General features: G+C 66.6%; 20 protein-coding genes. 10 read left to right on the forward strand and 10 right to left on the reverse strand.

What is annotated here, in order from left to right; translation table 11 throughout:
- Positions 1–90 precede the first annotated feature (90 nt).
- The 7 genes from ACZK13_RS06915 to ACZK13_RS06945 form a co-directional block, all read right to left on the reverse strand.
- Positions 91–1113 carry a magnesium and cobalt transport protein CorA gene (locus ACZK13_RS06915; RefSeq protein ID WP_012510579.1) on the reverse strand — a complete coding sequence of 341 codons (1023 nt, stop codon included), beginning with the start codon at positions 1111–1113 and terminating at the stop codon, positions 91–93.
- Between the two features lie 6 nt (positions 1114–1119).
- The gene (locus tag ACZK13_RS06920) at positions 1120–2370 is read right to left on the reverse strand and encodes a lipoprotein N-acyltransferase Lnb domain-containing protein (RefSeq protein WP_478482391.1); all 1251 of its coding nucleotides are present in this window, start codon (positions 2368–2370) and stop codon (positions 1120–1122) included.
- A complete protein-coding gene (locus ACZK13_RS06925; RefSeq protein WP_005408827.1) occupies positions 2367–3248 on the reverse strand; it encodes an HlyC/CorC family transporter in 882 nt (293 codons plus the stop codon). The genes ACZK13_RS06920 and ACZK13_RS06925 overlap by 4 nt, the downstream gene beginning before the upstream one ends.
- A 64-nt stretch (positions 3249–3312) precedes the next feature.
- Positions 3313–3900 carry a hypothetical protein gene (locus tag ACZK13_RS06930; protein ID WP_180837464.1) on the reverse strand — a complete coding sequence of 196 codons (588 nt, stop codon included), beginning with the start codon at positions 3898–3900 and terminating at the stop codon, positions 3313–3315.
- On the reverse strand, positions 3900–4508 hold the full coding sequence (locus ACZK13_RS06935; protein WP_253143294.1) for a hypothetical protein: 609 nt from the start codon (positions 4506–4508) through the stop codon (positions 3900–3902). The genes ACZK13_RS06930 and ACZK13_RS06935 overlap by 1 nt, the downstream gene beginning before the upstream one ends.
- Positions 4509–4549: 41 nt before the next feature.
- Positions 4550–5035: an rRNA maturation RNase YbeY gene (ybeY, locus tag ACZK13_RS06940; RefSeq protein ID WP_049399905.1), complete on the reverse strand. Its 486-nt coding sequence runs from the start codon at positions 5033–5035 to the stop codon at positions 4550–4552.
- Entirely contained in the window at positions 5032–6018 is a 987-nt protein-coding gene (locus ACZK13_RS06945) for a PhoH family protein (protein WP_019337148.1), read from the reverse strand. Before ACZK13_RS06945 ends, ybeY begins: the two co-directional genes overlap by 4 nt.
- Before the next feature lie 483 nt (positions 6019–6501).
- On the opposite strand from ACZK13_RS06945, the gene ACZK13_RS06950 reads away from it, so the two are divergent.
- The 3 genes from ACZK13_RS06950 to ACZK13_RS06960 are packed head-to-tail and all read left to right on the forward strand — an operon-like array spanning position 6502 to position 9511.
- Positions 6502–7458: an HlyD family secretion protein gene (locus ACZK13_RS06950; RefSeq protein WP_478482392.1), complete on the forward strand. Its 957-nt coding sequence runs from the start codon at positions 6502–6504 to the stop codon at positions 7456–7458.
- A 20-nt stretch (positions 7459–7478) separates the two neighbouring features.
- The gene (locus ACZK13_RS06955) at positions 7479–8402 is read left to right on the forward strand and encodes an ABC transporter ATP-binding protein (protein ID WP_478482393.1); all 924 of its coding nucleotides are present in this window, start codon (positions 7479–7481) and stop codon (positions 8400–8402) included.
- Positions 8399–9511, forward strand: coding sequence for an ABC transporter permease (locus tag ACZK13_RS06960; protein WP_478482394.1), 1113 nt, complete (start codon positions 8399–8401; stop codon positions 9509–9511). Before ACZK13_RS06955 ends, ACZK13_RS06960 begins: the two co-directional genes overlap by 4 nt.
- A gap of 79 nt (positions 9512–9590) precedes the next feature.
- Here the strand turns inward: ACZK13_RS06960 and miaB are convergent, their stop codons facing one another.
- Together miaB and ACZK13_RS06970 are read right to left on the reverse strand one after the other, a co-directional pair.
- A complete protein-coding gene (gene miaB / locus ACZK13_RS06965) occupies positions 9591–11009 on the reverse strand; it encodes a tRNA (N6-isopentenyl adenosine(37)-C2)-methylthiotransferase MiaB (protein ID WP_478482395.1) in 1419 nt (472 codons plus the stop codon).
- A gap of 202 nt (positions 11010–11211) precedes the next feature.
- Positions 11212–11832 (reverse strand): glutathione S-transferase family protein, encoded by a 621-nt coding sequence (locus ACZK13_RS06970; protein WP_012510589.1) that lies wholly within the window; start codon positions 11830–11832, stop codon positions 11212–11214.
- 80 nt (positions 11833–11912) lie between these two features.
- Here ACZK13_RS06970 and ACZK13_RS06975 point away from each other — a divergent pair, with 80 nt between their 5' ends.
- From ACZK13_RS06975 to ACZK13_RS07005, 7 genes are all read left to right on the forward strand, one after another.
- Positions 11913–12881, forward strand: a complete 969-nt coding sequence (locus ACZK13_RS06975; protein WP_478476715.1) for a helix-turn-helix transcriptional regulator — start codon at positions 11913–11915, stop codon at positions 12879–12881.
- A 46-nt stretch (positions 12882–12927) separates the two neighbouring features.
- Positions 12928–13854, forward strand: a complete 927-nt coding sequence (locus ACZK13_RS06980; protein ID WP_478482396.1) for a lytic transglycosylase domain-containing protein — start codon at positions 12928–12930, stop codon at positions 13852–13854.
- 200 nt (positions 13855–14054) lie between these two features.
- On the forward strand, positions 14055–14675 hold the full coding sequence (gene petA / locus ACZK13_RS06985; RefSeq protein WP_010486121.1) for a ubiquinol-cytochrome c reductase iron-sulfur subunit: 621 nt from the start codon (positions 14055–14057) through the stop codon (positions 14673–14675).
- A complete protein-coding gene (locus ACZK13_RS06990) occupies positions 14675–15934 on the forward strand; it encodes a cytochrome b (RefSeq protein WP_032128877.1) in 1260 nt (419 codons plus the stop codon). Before petA ends, ACZK13_RS06990 begins: the two co-directional genes overlap by 1 nt.
- Complete coding sequence (locus ACZK13_RS06995; protein ID WP_032128878.1) at positions 15927–16676, forward strand: cytochrome c1; 750 nt, start codon at positions 15927–15929, stop codon at positions 16674–16676. The genes ACZK13_RS06990 and ACZK13_RS06995 overlap by 8 nt, the downstream gene beginning before the upstream one ends.
- A gap of 134 nt (positions 16677–16810) precedes the next feature.
- Positions 16811–17446 (forward strand): glutathione S-transferase N-terminal domain-containing protein, encoded by a 636-nt coding sequence (locus tag ACZK13_RS07000; RefSeq protein WP_032128879.1) that lies wholly within the window; start codon positions 16811–16813, stop codon positions 17444–17446.
- 84 nt (positions 17447–17530) lie between these two features.
- Complete coding sequence (locus tag ACZK13_RS07005; RefSeq protein ID WP_019659028.1) at positions 17531–17983, forward strand: ClpXP protease specificity-enhancing factor; 453 nt, start codon at positions 17531–17533, stop codon at positions 17981–17983.
- 85 nt (positions 17984–18068) lie between these two features.
- Here ACZK13_RS07005 and ACZK13_RS07010 read toward each other — a convergent pair whose 3' ends face one another.
- Positions 18069–18419 (reverse strand): DUF3301 domain-containing protein, encoded by a 351-nt coding sequence (locus tag ACZK13_RS07010; protein WP_049423257.1) that lies wholly within the window; start codon positions 18417–18419, stop codon positions 18069–18071.
- Positions 18420–18462 lie beyond the last annotated feature (43 nt).

An 18462-nucleotide genomic window follows, 5' to 3' on the forward strand; every position in this document is an offset into this window, starting at 1 on the left:
TGGCTCGACTCTACAGAAGGCGGGTCATGCGCCACGGCCAACGGTCGTGGCCTACCTGCGCGGTGGGTATCGACCGTTGGTCGATACGCCCTACAACCACTTCGCGCGCTTGAACAACCGGTACAGCCCCACGCACACACCGCCCACGCCCACGATCATCAGCGGGTACGACCACGGCTCGCTCAACTCCGGCATGTGGCTGAAGTTCATGCCGTACCAGCTGGTGATCAGCGTCGGCGCAGCCAGCAGCGCGGCCCATGCACCCAGCCGCTTGACCGTCTCGCCCTGCGCCAGCGTCACCAGCGACAGGTTCACGCTCAGCGCGGTGCCGAGCATCTCACGCAGGGTGTCGATCACATCGCTGATGCGTACTGCGTGGTCGTGGACGTCGCGGATGTACAGCTTCACTTCGTCGGGGATCAGCTCGCCCTGGTAGCGGCGCAGCTGCGCCAGCACATCCTGCAGCGGCGCCACCGCCATCCGCATCTTGTTCAGCTCGCGCTTGAGCTCGTACAGCCGCACCACCGTGCTGCGCTTGTAGGTGTCGGCGAAGATGTCCTTCTCCAGCAGCTCCAGGGTGTCGCGGAAGCGGTGCACGATCGGCAGGTAGTTGTCGACCACGAAGTCGGTCACCGCGTACAGGCAGTACGACGGGCCCATCTTCAGCAGCTGCGGCTCGCGTTCCACCCGCGCACGCACCGGGGCATAGGACAGCGACGCGCCATGGCGTACCGTCACCAGGAAGCGCGGGCCGAGGAAGGCATGGGTTTCGCCGTACTGGATGCGCTCGTCGACCATCTGCGCGGTGGTCACCACCACGAACATCGAATTGCCGTAGGTCTCGACCTTGGGCCGCTGGTGCGCGTTGCGCGCATCCTCGATGGCCAGGTCGTGCAGGCAGAACTCTTCCTGCAGTTTCAACAGCACATCGTCGTTGGGGTCGTACAGGCCGACCCAGACGAAGCCGTTGCCACTGGCAATGACATCGCTGATGGCATCCAGGGTGATGTCGTGGCGTTTGCCCTCGTCATCGTAGTGGACGCAGTTGATGACGCAGGCGGGGTTGGCCGAGGCGGGCGCGGCAGCAGAGGCGGGCAATGACATGCCCGCCATCGTGCGTCAGGGCTGTGTTTTGGACAAGTGAGGAGTACGCCCCAGCACCCATGCCAGCGCGACGTGGACGGGCAGCAGCAGCACGATCCACTGCACGTTGTACTGTGCCTGCAGGCTCAGCCAGTGCAGTACCAGCGCGGCCACCGCCTGTACCGCCAGCAGCCACAGCACGATCCTGAACATGCGGCCCGGCACGCGACGACGCAGCAGGGCGATTGCACCCGGCAACAGCAGCACGGCCAGCGGCGAAAGCAGCAGCAGGTTGCGATTGGCCCACGCGGCGTAGTGGATGCTGAAGCCCCACAGGAACACCAGCACGCCACCAAACAGGGCGCACAGCAGCCAGAACGGCAGGGCCAGCCCGGCCAGCAGGCGCGGGCGGTTGCGCAGTGCCAGCACGCCAGCGGCGATCACCAGGCCGCACAGCAGCCACGGCCACCAGCGGCGTGCGAACTCCTTCGGCTCCGGATCGATGCGGTGCGGCAACAGTTCCTGTTCGGACTGCACCAGCGGCCGGCCATCGCTGTTGCGTGCCTGGCGCAGGGCATCGGCCAGGCGCATCGGGACGAACGCTTCCTGCCAGCGCGACAGCGGCTGGTCGGCGAACGGCCCAAGGCCGACATCGAAGCCCAGCCACATCCACGGTGCCGGCGACGCCAGGCGGACCGATTCACTGCGGTAGGTGTTGCCGCGCGAGCGCCCCGACAGCTGCGACTGCAGGCCGCCACCCAATGCCTTGTCCACCGTGTCGCGCACCATCGTGGCGCAGTTGGCGGTGTAGTAATCGTAGTGGTAGCGCGCGTTTTCCGGCTTGGCCCGCTCGGCCAGGTCGGCGGCCAGCGCACGCGCCTGGTCCGGGCGCAGGTCCAGCCACTGCACGCTGGCGCCACGGCCGGTCTCGTCGTAGTAGGACAGGTCCTGCTGCAACGGCAGCGCCACCAGGTAATACATCATGTCGCCGCGTGCGAAGCGGCTGATGAAATCGTCCTCGGACGGATCGAAGTAGCCGAAGTTGTACGAGGTTGCCTCGCCGCTGACCGGATCGACCACGACGATGGCGTCGTGGCCGAAGCGTTCGAAGAACACGGTGCCCGGCTGCATGGTCACCACGCCGATGCGCGGGGCAGGGGCTTCAGCGTTGGTCGCGGGTACGGCAGGTGTGGCTGCGACCGGCTGCGCGAAGGCGGCCAGCGGCAGGGCCATGGCCAGCACGCACAGTGCCAGCCACACCATGAGGATCAGGCCGCGGCGCTTCAAGCGTCGTCCTGCGCGTCCGGCGGCAGCACGGTCACGTGGAAGGCCTGTACCCGGCGCGCATCGGCGCGGGCCACGCGGAACATGAAGCGATCCAGCGCCAGCTCGTCACCGACTTCCGGCAGATGGCCCACGGCCTCGGTGACCAGGCCGCCGATGGTGTCGTAGTCCTCGTCGGAGAACGTCGCGCCGAAGCGCTCGTTGAAGTCGCCGATCGGGGTCAGCGCGTCGACCACGTACTGGCCGTCGGACTGGATGGCGATCTGCGCCGAGGGATCTTCAGCCTCGTCATGCTCATCGTCGATCTCGCCGACGATCTGTTCCAGCACGTCCTCGATGGTGACCAGGCCGGCGACACCGCCGTACTCGTCCACCACGATGGCCATGTGGTTGCGCGACAGGCGGAATTCCTTCAGCAGCACGTTGAGCTTCTTCGCTTCCGGGATCAGCACCGCCGGGCGCAGCAGCTCGCGCACGTTGGCCGGGCCGTTGTCGGCAACCACGCCGCGCAGCAGGTCCTTTGCCAACAGGATGCCAAGGATGTCGTCCTTGTTCTCGCCGTGTACCGGGAAGCGCGAATGGCCGGATTCGACCACCTGCTTCATCAGTTCCAGGAAGGGCGCTTCAACCGGCAGCGAGACCATCTGCGAGCGCGAAATCATCACGTCGCCCACGGTCAGCTCGGCCACCGAAATGGCGCCTTCCATCATCTTCAGGGTATCGGCGGCGATCAGACCCTCTTCCTGCGCGGTGTGCAGGACAGCGACCAGCTCGTCGCGGGTATGGGGTTCGCCGGAGAAGGCGGAGGTCAGGCGTTCAAGCCAGCCGCGCTTCTTTTCACTGTGCTCCGCAGGGGAGCTACTACTGTCGTCTTCTGACATCTCTGGAAAAAAGGCACCCGGCAGGCCGGGCGTTGACCCAAGTCTAGCAGGATGTGACGGCCTGTCAGTGACTGCCGGTGGCCGGGGTTGGGGCGGCCGGGGCCGGCTCCTCCTCGGGCAGGTCCAGGCTGTAGGTGCAGCCGGCCAGGGTCTTGCCGGGGTGGGAGGCCACGGTGGAGACGCTGAGGATGATCGACTCGATCTGGGCCTCGCCGGTCTTCGGGTCGGTCACGTCGCGGCTGACCAGTTCGCGACCGGCCATGAACTTGCCGTCCTGGTCGTAACCGGTCTCCAATTCCAGCCGTTTGGCCAGCGGGCGTGGGTCGGCCTGGTCGAGCACCGCCATGATGCTGGCGCCGGCCACCGCCACCCGCTCGGTCTGTTGGCCGAAGACGGTGATCGGGCTGGCCAGCCGGAACTCGCTCATGAACTGGTTGCCCTGCGGCAGCGGCTGCAGGCCCTGGGCCACGGCCTTCAGCGGATCGGCCAGCAGCGGCGCCAGCGCGGCCTGCTCGGCCACGCCCTGGCGGCATTCGATCAGGGCCGGCAGGTCCAGGCTGGTGGCGAAGGCGGCGGGAGCGGCGAGGGCACAGAGCAGGGGCAGGCAGCAGCGCAGTGACACGGTCGGTTTCCGCAGGCGAAGGGCCGCCATCATAGCCCCGGCGAGCGCCTGAACAGCCCGGTGAGAAGGCGCAGGAAACCAGTCATCGCACGCCGCACGACCATCAGTGAGAGGGTCAGCACGACCGCAAGCATGGCGACCTGCATCGATTGCCCCGCGATGCGCGCCACCGCCGGCCATAGGCCCGGGCTGGTCAGCCAGGGCATCAGTTCCGCTGCGGCGGTCCTGCCCACTTTCATGTAGATCACAGCCAGCAAGAACAGCACCAGCAGCGAGGTACGGCTGGCGTGGAAGAACGGGAGTGCGTTCACGGAGCGGCCCAGGCGGCGGTGCACGATCATCCGCCACAGGAGCGGAAGGGTCAGTGCACCCACCAGCGTCAGCACCATCGACGTTTCAAGCAGACCGGGGAGATGGGCCGGTTCCAACCGTCCGCTGAGGTGCGGGCCGATCATGCCGATCGCCAGCCCGGCCAGCAGGCACACGGGCGAGAGCAGGGCCAGGCTGCGCAGCAGCCAGTGCCTGCCGCTGGGTTCGTGGGCGCTGATGCGGCGCACGGCATACGCGCCCAGCACCAGCAGCATGGCGAACAAAGTGGCGCCGATCACAAACATCATTGAGCTGTTTCCCGAGGTCATCCTTGTTCCTCTCGTGTTCCTGGCGACGGGCGGTGGCCCGCTCAGCGCTCGCCCGCGTATGGATCGTCGATGCCCAGCTCGGCCAGGATTTCCCGCTCCAGCTGCTCCATCGCCTCGGCTTCCTTGTCGTCCTCGTGGTCCCAGCCGAGCAGGTGCAGCACGCCGTGCACGGTCAGATGCGCGTAATGGGCATTGAGCGCCTTGCTCTGTTCGTCGGCCTCCCGTGCCACGACCGGAGCACAGATCACCAGGTCACCCAGCAGCGGGAATTTGACGCCCTTGGGCAGGCCTTCGGGCACTTCGGCCGGGAAGCTGAGCACGTTGGTGGCGTAGTCCTTGCCGCGGTAATGGCGGTTCAACGACTGTCCTTCCTTGGCATCGACCACGCGGATGGCCAGATCGGCCTCGCGGATGCGGCCCTTCAACGCGGCGGCCACCCACTTGCGGAAGCTCACTGCCGCCGGCAGGCCGGCGCGCGGCAGGGCATAGCTGACGGCGACGTCCAATCGCACGGGACCACGGGTCATGGAGTTGCTCCAGGTTGGATCTGATGCAGGTCGCGGCGGTCGTACGCGCTCACGATGCGCGCGACCAGCGGGTGGCGGACCACATCACGGGATTCGAAGAAGGTGAAGCTGACGCCCTCGACCTCACGCAGCACGTCGATGGCGTCGCGCAGGCCGGACTTCACGTGCTTGGGCAGGTCGGTCTGGGTCAGGTCACCGGTGACCACCGCAGTGGAACCGTAGCCCAGGCGGGTCAGGAACATCTTCATCTGCTCGATGGTGGTGTTCTGTGCTTCGTCCAGGATCACGAACGCATCGTTGAGCGTGCGGCCGCGCATGTAGGCCAGCGGCGCGATCTCGATGACGTTCTTCTCCAGCAGCTTGACCACCTTTTCCACGCCCATCATCTCGTACAGGGCGTCGTACAGCGGTCGCAGGTAGGGATCGACCTTCTGGCTCAGGTCGCCGGGCAGGAAGCCAAGCTTCTCGCCGGCCTCCACCGCCGGGCGCACCAGGATCAGGCGCTGCACCCGCGATTCATTCAGGGCTTCGACCGCGCTGGCCACGGCCAGGAAAGTCTTGCCGGTGCCGGCCGGGCCGATGCCGAAGTTGATGTCGTGGGTGGCGATCTGGTGCAGGTAACGGCCCTGGTTGGCGCCGCGGCCGCGCACTGTGCCGCGCTTGACCTTGATCGCAACCTCCTGCGCTTCGTAGGAGCGCTCGGCGATCTGCTCGACATTGGCCTGCGCCAGGCGCAGGTGGATGGCGTGGTTGTCGAAGGTCGTTTCGCCGGCTTCGGCGTACAGCGCTTCAACCAGCTTCTGCGCCTCGACGATGGCTTCGTTGGGGCCGCTGATGCGGAACACGAAGCCACGATTTGCGATCTCCACGCCGAGCTTCAGCTCGATCTGGCGCAGGTGCCCGTCGAAGGGGCCGCACAGGTTGGCCAGTCGCTCGTTGTCTTCCGGCGACAGGGTGAAGTCTCGATGATCGATGCTTTTCATTGCTTGGGGTGGGGCGGACGCCTTCCACCGCAGTGTATTCAGGGAGGACAAGGGTAGCGCGCGTGCGGGGCACACGGCCAGCAGACGGTCGATACAGCGTTTTCCACACCCGGTGTGGACGGGGCACGCGGAAACCTGTGGATAGACCTTCGCAATGCTTGTGCCACAAGGCCCATGAGGTCCTGGTGAAAAAAGCGTCATGGTCGCCGGTCGCTACGGCAGCACTGCCACGGGGCGCCTGCACGGGGGGCATTCATCGTGATGGCAGTGCAGGTTTCGTTGCCGGGCGAGCAACAGCGCCGGGTCCTGCCGGATTTCCACAACGGTTGTGGAATGATGCCGAATCAACCTGTGGATAGGTGGTGCGGAGCCTTGCAGCAAAAGGCTTGCCCACGCGTGGTGAAAAAACCGTCAGGGCTGATTGGAATCATTGAGGGTGCACGGGGCACATGGCACCGTGTCGCCGTCGCAGGAGGGGATGGCATGGGCATCGGCAACGGGATGCGTGGAATCGGACTGGCGGGCATCGGCCTGCTGGTGGGGTGTGGGCAGTCAACGCCGACTGCGCTGGGCACGCTGGAGTGGGACCGGATCACGGTGCCGGCACCGGCGGCCGAAGTGATCGCCACGGTGGAGGTGCGCGAGGGCCAGCAGGTCAAGGCCGGGACCGTGCTGATGCAGCTGGACCCGGCGCGGGGAGACGCGCAGTTCGCCGCAGCGCAGGCTGATACGGCGCGTGCGCAGGCGCAGCTGGAAGAACTGCAGATCGGCCCACGCCAGGAGCAGATCGCTCAGGCCCAGGCACAACTGGCCGCGTTGCGCGCACAGGCTGCCGAAGCAAGTGCCTATTACCGACGGGTCCAGCCGTTGGCACAGCAGCGCTTGATTGCCGCCGCTGAACTGGATCGAGCACGCGCCGCCGCCGGCAATGCCGAAGCCAGCGTGCGTGCTGCCGAGCAGGCCTGGCTGGAGCGGGTGCACGGCAGCCGTGTGCAGGATATCGCCCAGGGCCAGGCGGCCGCCGATGCCGCACGGGCACAGCAGGTGGTACAGAGCGTGAACCTGCAGAAGCTGCAGTTGCGTGCACCGCGCGACGGGGTAGTCGATGCATTGCCCTACCGGCAGGGTGACCAGGCACCGATCGGTGCGCCGCTGGCAGTGATGCTGGTCGGCGAGCGCCCCTATGCGCGCGTCTACCTGCCGCAACCGCTGCGTCTGCAGGTCAAGGTCGGGCAGGCCGCGCAGATACAGCTGGAAGGCGGCAACACCGTGCTGAAGGGGCATGTACGTGCGGTCCGTAGCGAACCATCGTTCACGCCGTACTACGCACTGACCGGCGATGACGTCGAACGGCTGAGCTATCTGGCCGAGATTGAAGTGGACGGGAACAGCGACATGCAGAAACTGCCAGCGGGTCTTCCGGTACAGGTGCGCTTCTGAACACCGGTGCGGACATCGCGGTGCATGCGCAGGGCCTGACCCGCCGCTTCGGCGAGCTGCTGGCCGTGGACAACGTCGACCTGACCGTACCGCGCGGACAGGTATACGGTTTTCTGGGCCCGAACGGGTCTGGCAAGTCGACCACCATCCGCATGCTGTGCGGCCTGCTGGAACCCAGCGCAGGGCAGATCGAGGTGCTGGGGTTGGCGGTTCCCGAGCAGGCCGAAGCGCTGCGCCGACGCATCGGCTACATGACCCAGCGTTTCTCGTTGTATGAAGACCTTTCGGTGCGCGAGAACCTGGAATTCCTCGCCGCCATCCAGGACCTGCCGCGTACGCAGGCCCGGCAGCGGGTCGACGAACTGCTGCAGCAGTACCGTCTCCTGGACCGGCAGCCGCAGCTGGCCGGCACCCTCAGTGGTGGCCAGAAGCAGCGCCTGGCGCTGGCCGGCGCCGTCGTGCACGCGCCCGAGCTGTTGTTCCTGGACGAGCCGACCAGCGCGGTCGACCCGGAGTCACGCCGCGATTTCTGGGAGGCCCTGTTTGAACTTGCCGACGCCGGTACCACCGTGCTGGTATCGACCCACTACATGGACGAAGCCGAGCGCTGCCACCGGCTGGCGATCCTCGATCGAGGCGCGCTGGTCGCCGATGGCACGCCGGCCGAACTGTGTGCACAGCTGGACGGCCGCACGTTGCAGGTCACGTCGGCGCAGCCGCGGCAGGCCAGCCGCGCGTTGTCTGAGCTGCCCGGCGTGCTGAGCGTGGCACAGATCGGCACGCAGCTGCGCGTGCTGTGCAGCGAGGCGGCCGCCGATACGCCAGCGTTGCGGCGCGCGCTGGCCAGCGCCGATCCGCAGGCCCGCATTGAGGCGGTGGCGCCGAACCTGGAAGACGTCTTCGTCGCCGCCACCCGCGGCCGTGGCCGGGAGCCAGCGGCATGAACCTGCGCCGGCTGTGGGCGATCATGCTCAAGGAATTGCGCCAGCTGCGCCGCGACCGCATCACGCTGGCGATGATCGTCGGCATTCCGGTGATGCAGCTGCTGCTGTTCGGCTACGCGATCAATCTCAACCTGCGCCACCTCGACGCCGGTGTCGCCGACCAGGCCAACAGTGCGGCGTCACGCGCGCTGGTGCAGGACATGGTCGCCACCGGCGTGATCACGCCGCGCAGCGAAGCCTATACGCCCGACCAGTTGATGCAGGCGCTGCGGCGTGGCGAGATCAGTGTCGGCATCGTGGTGCCGGCCGACTTCGAGCGCCGTCGCTTCGATGGACGCGAGGCGGTGCAGGTGCTGGTTGATGGCAGCGACACCGTGGTGCAGAGCGCGGCGATCCAGCTGGCGCAGGTGCCGCTGGAGATGCGACCGACCAGCAACACGCGGCCGCTGCGCGAAGGCAGCATCGCCAGTGGTCCAATCAGCGTGACCAGCTTCTACAACCCGCAGCGGCGTTCGGCGGTGAACATCGTGCCAGGCCTGATCGGGGTGATCCTGACCATGACCCTGGTGATGTTCACGGCGGTGGCGGTGGTGCGTGAACGCGAGCGCGGCAACATGGAGCTGCTGATCGCCACGCCGGTGTCGCGCAGCGAACTGATGGTCGGCAAGGTGCTGCCCTATGCGGCTATCGGTCTGCTGCAGACCACGCTGGTATTGGTGCTGGGCACCTGGCTGTTCCAGGTGCCGATCCGCGGCAGCCTGCTGGACATCTATCTGGCCGCGGTGCTGCTGGTGCTGGCCAACCTGGCGCTGGGCCTGCTGATCTCCACGCGCGCGCGCTCGCAGTTCCAGGCGATGCAGATGACGCTGTTCCTGTTCCTGCCGTCGATCCTGCTGTCGGGCTTCATGTTCCCGTTCGCCGGCATGCCACGGCCGGTGCAGTGGCTGGCCGAAGTGCTGCCGCTGACCCACTTCCTGCGCCTGGTGCGCGGCATCATGCTGCGCGGCGCCTCGCTGTGGGAGCTGTGGCACGATGCACTGGCGCTGCTGGCCTTCATCGTGGTGATGATGACCCTGGCGATCCTGCGCTTCCGCAAACGGTTGGATTAGGGCATGCCATCCGGTAGTGCCGGCCGCTGGCCGGCATCAACTCCGGCGGGTGCCGACCGTTGGTCGGCACACCCTAACCTTATTCCGCCACCACGCGCGCGCGCAGCGAATTGGTCAGCGCTTCGGTGATCACCACGTCCACGAACTGGCCGATCAATCGTGCCGGCGCCGGGAAGTTCACCGAACGCATGTTCTCGGTCTTGCCGGTCAGCTCGTTCGGGTTCTTGCGCGAAGGGCCTTCCACCAGCACGGTCTGCACGGTACCGACCATCTTCTCGGAGATGCCGGCGGCATGCGCATTGATGCGTTCCTGCAGGCGCGACAGGCGCGCGTGCTTCTCGGCATCGCTGATCGTGTCCTCCAGATCCGCAGCCGGTGTACCCGGGCGACGCGAATAGATGAAGGAGAAGCTGTGGTCGAAGCCGATGTCCTCGATCAGCTTCATGGTCTTCTCGAAATCGGCATCGGTCTCGCCGGGGAAGCCGACGATGAAGTCCGAGCTGATCGAGATGTCCGGGCGCACCGCGCGCAGCTTGCGGATCTTCGACTTGAATTCCAGTGCGGTGTAGCCGCGCTTCATCGCCGACAGTACGCGGTCGCTGCCGGCCTGCACCGGCAGGTGCAGGAAGTTGGCCAGCTGCGGCACGTCGCGGAACGCGTCGATCAGCGAATCGCTGAACTCCAGCGGGTGCGAGGTGGTGAAGCGGATGCGGCCGACGCCGCCGATCTCGGCGATGGTGCGGATCAGCAGGCCGAGGTCGGCGAACTCGCCGTCGCCATACGGGCCGCGGTAGGCATTGACGTTCTGGCCGAGCAGGTTGATCTCACGCACGCCCTGTGCAGCCAGCTGCGCCACCTCCACCACCACGTCCTCGAACGGGCGGCTGACTTCGGTACCGCGGGTGTAGGGCACCACGCAGAACGAGCAGTACTTGGAACAGCCTTCCATGATCGAGACGAAGGCCGAAGCGCCTTCGGCGCGCGGTTCCGGCAGGCGGTCGAACTTCTCGATCTCGGGGAAGCTGATGTCCACCTGCGGGCGCTTCTGCTCGCGCCGTGCACGGATCAGTTCCGGCAGGCGGTGCAGGGTCTGCGGGCCGAACACCAGGTCGACGAACGGCGCGCGCTTGATGATTGCCTCGCCTTCCTGCGAAGCGACGCAGCCACCCACGCCGATGATGACCTCGCGGCCCTTGTTCTTCAGGCCCTTCCACACGCCCAGCTGGCTGAACACCTTCTCCTGCGCCTTCTCGCGGATGGAGCAGGTATTGACCAGGATGACGTCGGCGTCGTCCGGGCTGTCGGTCAGTTCCAGGCCATCGCTGGCGGCAAGCACGTCGGCCATCTTGGCCGAGTCGTACTCGTTCATCTGGCAACCGTGGGTCTTGATGTACAGCTTGCCTTTCACCTGGTCGGGCTTGCGCGGACCGGCGGGCAGGGCAACGAGCGGGGTACCGCCCGGCGTGGCGGGCGGAAAGACGTCTGGCGTCCCGGTCATGGCGCTTAATCCATTCGGGTGGCGGGAAAGCGGGCAATTCTACCCGCATCCCAGCGCGTGCGCCGGCCCAGTAGAGCCAGGCCATGCCAGGCTGCTTTCCGTCCCGCAGGCACGGCGGGCGGGTCATCCACGCATGGCGTGGATCTACTGGAATTCCGGGGCCGTCCCCCCGGTAGCGCCCGGCCGCGCCCGTCGGCACGCCTCAGGCCGCTGCCAGCTCCGCATCGATCTGCCGCGAACGGTCAAAGGCGGTCATCGCACTCATTCGCGCGATGTAGTCAGCCGTGGCCGGCGCTGGCTGCACCAGGCCGAAGGCGGTGGTCCAGGCCAGCGCATTGCCCCACAGCACGTCGGCGGCGCTCATCGTCTCGCCGAGCAGGTACGGCCCCTGTGCCAGCTGGGCTTCGATCACCTGCAGCACCGTCTCCGCGTCGTTGTAGGGCGACATCAGGCGCGGCGGCGGCTCGCGGTGCATTGCCTTGTCGATCATCGCCGGTTCGAAACAGGCGCCGTAGAAGGCCATCCAGCGCAGGTAGGGGCCGCGCAGGGCGTCGCCGATCGGCGGGGCCAGCCCGGCTTCCGGGTACAGGTCGGCCAGGTACAGGTAGATCGCCACCTGTTCGGTCACCAGTGCGCCGTTGTGGACGATGGCCGGCACCTTGCCCATCGGGTTGATGGCCAGGTAGGCCGGGGCCAGGTTGGCGCCGGCCTTCAGGTCCAGCACCTGCATGCGGTAGTCGGCACCCAGCGCTTCGAGCAGGGCCACGGCGCCGCTCGAGCGTGAACGGGCGGCGTGGTACAGGGTGATCTGGCGGGATGTCATGGCATTGCTCCTTGCGGTGGGTGGTGAACTGGAGCTCATCCTGGGGCACTATTGCGGACGACTTCTGTCCTCGATCCTCCATGCGCCATACCGCCCATCGACTGTTGCGCCTGATCGCCCTGCTGCAGGCCCGTCGCCAGTGGTCCGGGGCCGAGTTGGCCGAGCGCATGGGCGTGGACCGGCGCAGTATCCGCCGTGACATCGAGCGCCTGCGCGAACTGGGCTATCCGGTGCAGGCCTCATCCGGGGTTGGCGGCGGCTACCAGCTGGGGGCAGGGGCACCCGTACTTCCCATGCTGTTGGATGAGGAAGAGGCGACCACCCTGGCCATCGCCCTGCGCGCGGCCTCGGCCACCGTCGCCGGCATTGACGACACCGCGCGCGGCCTGCTGTCCAAGCTCGACCCGCTGGTGCCGACCCGTCGTCGCCAGCAGGCCGGCGAGGTGCATGCAGCGACGGCCACCCTGTCTGATCTTCCGTCCACCGATGCGCGCGTGCTCGGGCGGCTGGCTCAGTACTGCCGGCAGGCGTCACGGCTGGCCTTCGAATACCGCAGCGCACAGGAGGCCGTCACCCAGCGCGAGGTCGAGGCCCAGCACCTGGTCAACTACGGGCGGCGCTGGTACCTGCTGGCCTGGGATCTGGGCCGGCAGGACTGGCGCACCCTGCGCGTGGACCGGATGGGCGCGGTGCGTGAGTGCTCCGAGCCGGGCATGCACCGGCGCACCCCGGCGCCGCCGGATGTGATGGTGCGGCAGGCGGTCAGCCAGGCCCCGTTCGCGCTGCAGGCCATCGTCCGTCTGGCTGGCAGTCGCGCCGAGCTGGAAGGTCGCATTCCGCCCTGGTGCGGGGTGCTGGAGGCGGACGGCGCCGAGCACTGCCTGCTGCGCATGGGCGCTGAGAGCCGGGGCATGATGCTGGCGCAGATCCTGAGCCTGGACCGCGTGCCGGTGGCGCTGTGGACCACGCCGCCGGGCCTGCGCGACGAACTGGCCCAGCGCTTGGCCGGGCTGGGCCGGGTGCTGGCTGTGCCGCCGGTCACAGGCTGAGCCACATCGCTTGGCAAGCCCCGGCGAAGCTGGGACACTCGCCGCCATGAAGGGGATACTGGGGACAACGGCGATCATCATCGGTGCGCTGACCGCTGCGCCGGCCAGCGCCGGAACCCTGTACAAGTGCCAGGGCCCTGACGGCGTCACCAGTTATGTGAGCAAGCGGGTGGCCGGTGCGCGCTGCAGCACCATCAGCTACAGCCGCGACACCCGTCCGGCGCCGCGCCCGGTGGTGGCCGCGCCAAGGCCGACGCCGACCGCGGTGGCCAGCATTGAACGCAATCCGGTGGCCGTTGCCGCGAGCGCCGCAACGCCGGCAGCGGCCGCGCCGACACCTGCATCCGCGCCCGCAGCTGCTCCAGCACAGCCGGTCGCCCCGCGCGCCGGACGCATGGTCAGCGGCCAGGTCTATTCCTTCATGAAGGACGGCGTGCGCCACTACACCAGTGCGCGCCCGACCCAGGTGGCCAACCTCGGCCCGGTGCGGACCATCCGCTACAGCTTCATGGAGCGCTGCTACGCGTGCGGGGTCAATCCACGCGTGGACTTCGGCACCGTGCGCCTGAACACCTCGGCCTTCCAGGCCGAGATCACCTCGGCCGCGCGCGAGTTCGGCGTGGAAGAGGCTGTGGTGCGCGCGATCATCCACGCCGAGTCGGCCTACAACCCGACCGCGCTCAGCCGCGCGGGTGCGCAGGGCCTGATGCAGCTGATGCCGCCAACCGCCGCGCGCTTCGGTGTCAGTGATTCCTACGATGCCGGGCAGAACATCCGTGGCGGCGTGCAGTATCTTGCGTGGTTGTTGAAGCGCTTCAATGGCGATCTGACCCTTGCCGCAGCTGGCTACAACGCTGGCGAAGGCGCGGTCGACCGCCACGGTGGCGTACCGCCCTACAGCGAAACCCAGTACTACGTGCGCCGGGTCGGGCAGCTGGCCGAGCGTTACCGCACCGCATTGACGCACCAGTAGTGCCGGCCGCTGGCCGGCAACCCCTGGGCAATGGCCGGTACCGACCGGCCGCTGGCCGGCAACCCCGCAATCAATGTTGTTGCAATGCGTTGTGTGGCGCGCGACGGTTCCGCTACACTCGACCGTGATTCAATGCGGCTCTGGCCCCCACCGGATCCGCTGGCAGCCTTAAAGCTACCTAATCAATATCGGAGTGCCGGATGGCCAACGATGGGGTACATGATCCAGTCAACACCGGACGTCGGCGTTTTCTTTCTGCCACCACAGCCGTGGTGGGCGCCGTCGGCGTCGGATTCACCGCAGTTCCTTTCATCAAATCCTGGAACCCCAGTGCCCGCGCCAAGCTTGCCGGCGCACCGGTGGTGGCCGACATCAGTGCCCTGCAGGAAGGCCAACGCCTGATCGTGGAATGGCGTGGCCAGCCGATCTGGATCGTCAAACGGTCCAAGGCGATCCTCGATGCGCTGCACGGGCTGGATGGCCGTCTCAAGGACCCCGAGTCCGGCGAGAAGGACCAGCAGCCGGAGTACGTGCTGAAGCAGAACCCCGAGCTGCGCTCGATCAAGCCGGACATCTCCGTGCTGGTCGGCCTGTGCACGCACCTGGGCTGCTCGCCGGAAATGGTCGCCGAGATCCGGCCTGAACCCTACGACCCGCAGTGGAAGGGCGGCTACTTCTGCCCCTGCCACAAGTCGCGCTTCGATATGTCCGGCCGCGTCTTCAAGGACGTGCCGGCGCCGATCAACCTGAAGGTGCCCGCGCACCACTACCAGGACGACAACACCATCATCATCGGTGTCGATCCGCAGGGGGCTGCCTGATGGCCAATATCCTCAGCCGTACCGCCAGCGGCGTGGCCGACTGGGTCAATGCCCGGGCACCGGGCCTGATGCCGGTGTACCGCAAGCACGTCAGCGAGTACTACGCGCCGAAGAACTTCAACATCTGGTACTACTTCGGTTCGCTGGCGCTGCTGGTGCTGGTCAACCAGATCGTCACCGGCATCTTCCTGACGATGCACTACAAGACCAACGCCGCCGAGGCGTTCGGTTCCATCGAATACATCATGCGTGATGTGGAGTGGGGCTGGCTGATCCGCTACATGCACTCCACCGGGGCCTCGCTGTTCTTCATCGTGGTCTACCTGCACATGTTCCGCGGCCTGCTGTACGGCAGTTACCAGAAGCCGCGCGAGCTGGTGTGGATCCTGGGCATGCTGATCTACCTGGTACTGATGGCCGAAGCGTTCATGGGCTACGTGCTGCCGTGGGGCCAGATGTCGTTCTGGGGCGCCAAGGTGATCATCTCGCTGTTCGGCGCCATACCGGTGATCGGCAACGGCCTGACCGAGTGGATCATGGGCGACTACCTGCCCAGTGACGCCACGCTCAACCGCTTCTTCGCGCTGCATGTCATCGCATTGCCGCTGGTGCTGTTGCTGCTGGTGGTGCTGCATCTGGGCGCGCTGCACGAAGTGGGTTCGAACAATCCCGATGGCGTGGAGATCAAGAAGGGGCCGAAGGGCAACCGCTGGTCGCCGAACGCGCCGGCCGACGGCATCCCGTTCCACCCGTACTACACGCTCAAGGACGGTGTCGGCGCCGGCTTCCTGCTGATCATCGCCGCCTTCATCATCTTCTTCGCGCCCGGTTTCGGCGGCCTGTTCCTGGAGCACGACAACTTCACCGAGGCCAACCGCCTGGTGACCCCGGAGCACATCAAGCCGGTCTGGTACTACACGCCGTACTACGCAATGTTGCGCGTGGTGCCGAACAAGCTGGGCGGCGTGCTCGTGATGTTCTCGGCCATCGCGATCCTGTTCCTGGTGCCGTGGCTGGACAAGGCGAAGGTGAAATCGGTGCGCTACCGCGGCTGGATCTCGAAGGTGATGCTGGGCGTACTGGCGGTGTGCTTCGTCTGGCTGGGCGTGATCGGTTCCGGCCCAGGCACCGACGTGCACGAGACCTACATCGGGCGGGTGCTGACCTTCCTGTACTTCGCGTTCTTCATCACCATGCCGCTATGGACAAGGTTGGACAGGACCAAGCCGGTACCGGAGAGGGTGACCACCCATGACTGAACGCTGGATGGTCCGGCTGGCCCTGACGGCCGCCTTGATGCTGGGCAGTTTCCTGGCCTCCGCCGCCGAGGGCGGCACCAAGCTGCTGCAGGCCGGCAACGATCTCGGTGACCGCGCCTCGCTGCAGCGCGGCGCGCAGCTGTACATGAACTACTGCTCCGGCTGCCATGCGCTGAAGTACCTGCGCTATTCGCGGATGGCGCAGGATCTGGGCCTGACCGAGGAAGAGGTGATGAACAACCTCAACTTCACCGGCTCGGCGATCGGTGACCCGATTCCGGTGGCGATGCCCAAGGAGAATGCCGAGAAGTGGTTCGGCAAGATGCCGCCGGACCTCAGCCTGATCGCGCGCGTGCGCGGTAGTGACTGGGTCTACACCTACCTCAAGTCGTTCTACCTGGACAGCAGCCGGCCGCTGGGCTGGAACAACGCGCTGTTCGCCAACGCGTCCATGCCCAACCCGCTGTGGGAAATGCAGGGCCTGCAGCATGCCGTGCATGGCAAGCCGGAGGCGCCGGGCATGGACCCGCCGGTGACCGGCCTGCGCCTGGAAACGCCAGGCAACGTCGATGCCGGACAGTACGACCAGGCCGTGCGTGACATCACCAACTTCCTCGAATACGCCGGCGAACCGGCCGCGCTCAAGCGCCAGCAGCTGGGCGTGTGGGTGATCCTGTTCCTGGCCCTGCTGACCTTCCTGCTGTACCTGCTGAAGAAGGAATACTGGAAGGACGTTCACTGAATCTGCCGCCGACCATCACACGGGCCTATTGGCTTTTGTGATGGTCGGTTGCACACTCGGGGAGGAGTCGATCGCTGGCACGGTGCCGGCGGCGCCGATGCGGCAGGCGGTCTCCTGTCGTGGGAGAGCCTTTGATGGCGGCGAGCGTACGCATGCGCAATACACTGACGCTGTTTTCCTCGAACGACGACGTACTGTGCCACCGTGTACGCCTGGTGCTGGCGGCCAAGGGTGTGACCTTCGACTTCGTTCCGGTCGATCCACAGAACCCGCCTGAAGACCTGATCGACCTCAATCCGTACCACTCGGTGCCGACCCTGGTCGAACGCGAACTGGTGCTTTACGCCGCGTCGGTGGTCAGCGAATACCTCGATGAGCGCTATCCGCATCCGCCGCTGATGCCGGTCGATCCGCTGTCGCGTGCCCGCATCCGGTTGGCCATGCTGCGCATCGAGCACGACTGGGTGCCGCAGGTGCAGGCCATCCAGCTGGGCAACAAGACCCAGGCCGAGGCCGGTCGCAAGCGCCTGAAAGAACTGCTGACGGCCTCGCTGCCGCTGTTCAAGGCCAGCAAGTTCTTCCTCAACCCGGAAATGAGCCTGGCCGACTGCGCGATGGCGCCGATCATCTGGCGCCTGCAGTCGCTGGATGTGCCGCTGCCGAAGGACGGCAAGGCGATTGAAGACTACGGCAACCGCATCTTCCGCCATCCGGGTTTTGTCCGCAGCCTGACCGACCAGGAAAAGAAGCTGCGCGATCTGCCGGGCTGATCCCGTCTTGCTTTACCCGTCTGCACGCCGACCGGCGTGCAGACGATCTGCCCCGGCGGGGCGCCGGGCGCGTACACTTCACGCATGACCGAAGACTTCTTCCACATGACCAGCCACCGCCCGTACCTGCTGCGGGCGCTGGTGGAATGGATCAACGACAACCAGCTGACTCCGCACATCCTGGTCGACGCCGGCGTCCCCGGCGTGCAGGTCCCGCCTTCGGCGGTCAAGGATGGCCGGGTTGTGCTCAACATCGCCGAACGCGCTGTCGTGCGGCTGATGATCGACAACGAGATGGTGAGCTTCTCGGCGCGCTTCTCCGGCACCAGCTACCCGGTGCAGGTGCCGATCAGTGCCGTGCTGGCCGTCTATGCCCGCGAGACCGGGCAGGGCATGGCACTGCCGGATGACATTCCGGGCAGCGAAACTGCGCCGACCAGCGACGAACTGCTGCACGAGGAAGGCACGCCGCCGGACGATACCCCGCCGGCGAGTCCGCCGCCCAAGGGTCGCCCGAACCTGCGCGTGGTCAAGTAATCCCTCTGACGCCGCCCCGATGGGCGGCGTTTTCCTTTACAGGATTTACCGGTGGGTGCCGACCGTTGGTCGGCACTCAAAGCCCTTAGACATCCTCGGCATCCTCCGCATCCGGCCGGATCTGGCTGATCCGCGCCGCGCCCGGGCCAGTGAACGAGATCAACTGGTCGCCGCGCAGCACCATGCGGCCCACGTGGCGATCGATGCCATCGTAGGAATACTCGAACTTGAACGTGCGCTCGAAACCGAGCCGGCCATCCTCGCCGCGCGACAGGCGCAGGCCGGTGGCATGCACCGCCTGGTCCAGCCATTGCACGTCGGCTGCGCGGCAGGCATTGCGTCCCAGCTCGACCGCGCGCTCGGCGGCCGAACGCGCAGCGTTCCAGAAGAAGTAGATGATTCCGCCGGCAATCAGCAACAGCAGCAGGGTGGGCATGGCGTCAGCCGTCAGAGGTCGATTCCGCAAAGATGGCGGCGAA

This window comes from Stenotrophomonas sp. 99219_Sma (genome assembly GCF_056480785.1).

Bases quoted from the DNA above. Each gene is read 5' to 3' on its own strand.
- ACZK13_RS06915 (WP_012510579.1), bottom strand. From the start codon at position 1,113: ATGGCGGGCATGTCATTGCCCGCCTCTGCTGCCGCGCCCGCCTCGGCC.
- ACZK13_RS06925 (WP_005408827.1), bottom strand. From the start codon at position 3,248: ATGTCAGAAGACGACAGTAGTAGCTCCCCTGCGGAGCACAGTGAAAAG.
- ACZK13_RS06930 (WP_180837464.1), bottom strand. From the start codon at position 3,900: ATGGCGGCCCTTCGCCTGCGGAAACCGACCGTGTCACTGCGCTGCTGC.
- ACZK13_RS06935 (WP_253143294.1), bottom strand. From the start codon at position 4,508: ATGACCTCGGGAAACAGCTCAATGATGTTTGTGATCGGCGCCACTTTG.
- ybeY (WP_049399905.1), bottom strand. From the start codon at position 5,035: ATGACCCGTGGTCCCGTGCGATTGGACGTCGCCGTCAGCTATGCCCTG.
- ACZK13_RS06945 (WP_019337148.1), bottom strand. From the start codon at position 6,018: ATGAAAAGCATCGATCATCGAGACTTCACCCTGTCGCCGGAAGACAAC.
- ACZK13_RS06950 (WP_478482392.1), top strand. From the start codon at position 6,502: ATGGGCATCGGCAACGGGATGCGTGGAATCGGACTGGCGGGCATCGGC.
- ACZK13_RS06960 (WP_478482394.1), top strand. From the start codon at position 8,399: ATGAACCTGCGCCGGCTGTGGGCGATCATGCTCAAGGAATTGCGCCAG.
- miaB (WP_478482395.1), bottom strand. From the start codon at position 11,009: ATGACCGGGACGCCAGACGTCTTTCCGCCCGCCACGCCGGGCGGTACC.
- ACZK13_RS06970 (WP_012510589.1), bottom strand. From the start codon at position 11,832: ATGACATCCCGCCAGATCACCCTGTACCACGCCGCCCGTTCACGCTCG.
- ACZK13_RS06975 (WP_478476715.1), top strand. From the start codon at position 11,913: ATGCGCCATACCGCCCATCGACTGTTGCGCCTGATCGCCCTGCTGCAG.
- ACZK13_RS06980 (WP_478482396.1), top strand. From the start codon at position 12,928: ATGAAGGGGATACTGGGGACAACGGCGATCATCATCGGTGCGCTGACC.
- petA (WP_010486121.1), top strand. From the start codon at position 14,055: ATGGCCAACGATGGGGTACATGATCCAGTCAACACCGGACGTCGGCGT.
- ACZK13_RS06990 (WP_032128877.1), top strand. From the start codon at position 14,675: ATGGCCAATATCCTCAGCCGTACCGCCAGCGGCGTGGCCGACTGGGTC.
- ACZK13_RS06995 (WP_032128878.1), top strand. From the start codon at position 15,927: ATGACTGAACGCTGGATGGTCCGGCTGGCCCTGACGGCCGCCTTGATG.
- ACZK13_RS07000 (WP_032128879.1), top strand. From the start codon at position 16,811: ATGGCGGCGAGCGTACGCATGCGCAATACACTGACGCTGTTTTCCTCG.
- ACZK13_RS07005 (WP_019659028.1), top strand. From the start codon at position 17,531: ATGACCGAAGACTTCTTCCACATGACCAGCCACCGCCCGTACCTGCTG.
- ACZK13_RS07010 (WP_049423257.1), bottom strand. From the start codon at position 18,419: ATGCCCACCCTGCTGCTGTTGCTGATTGCCGGCGGAATCATCTACTTC.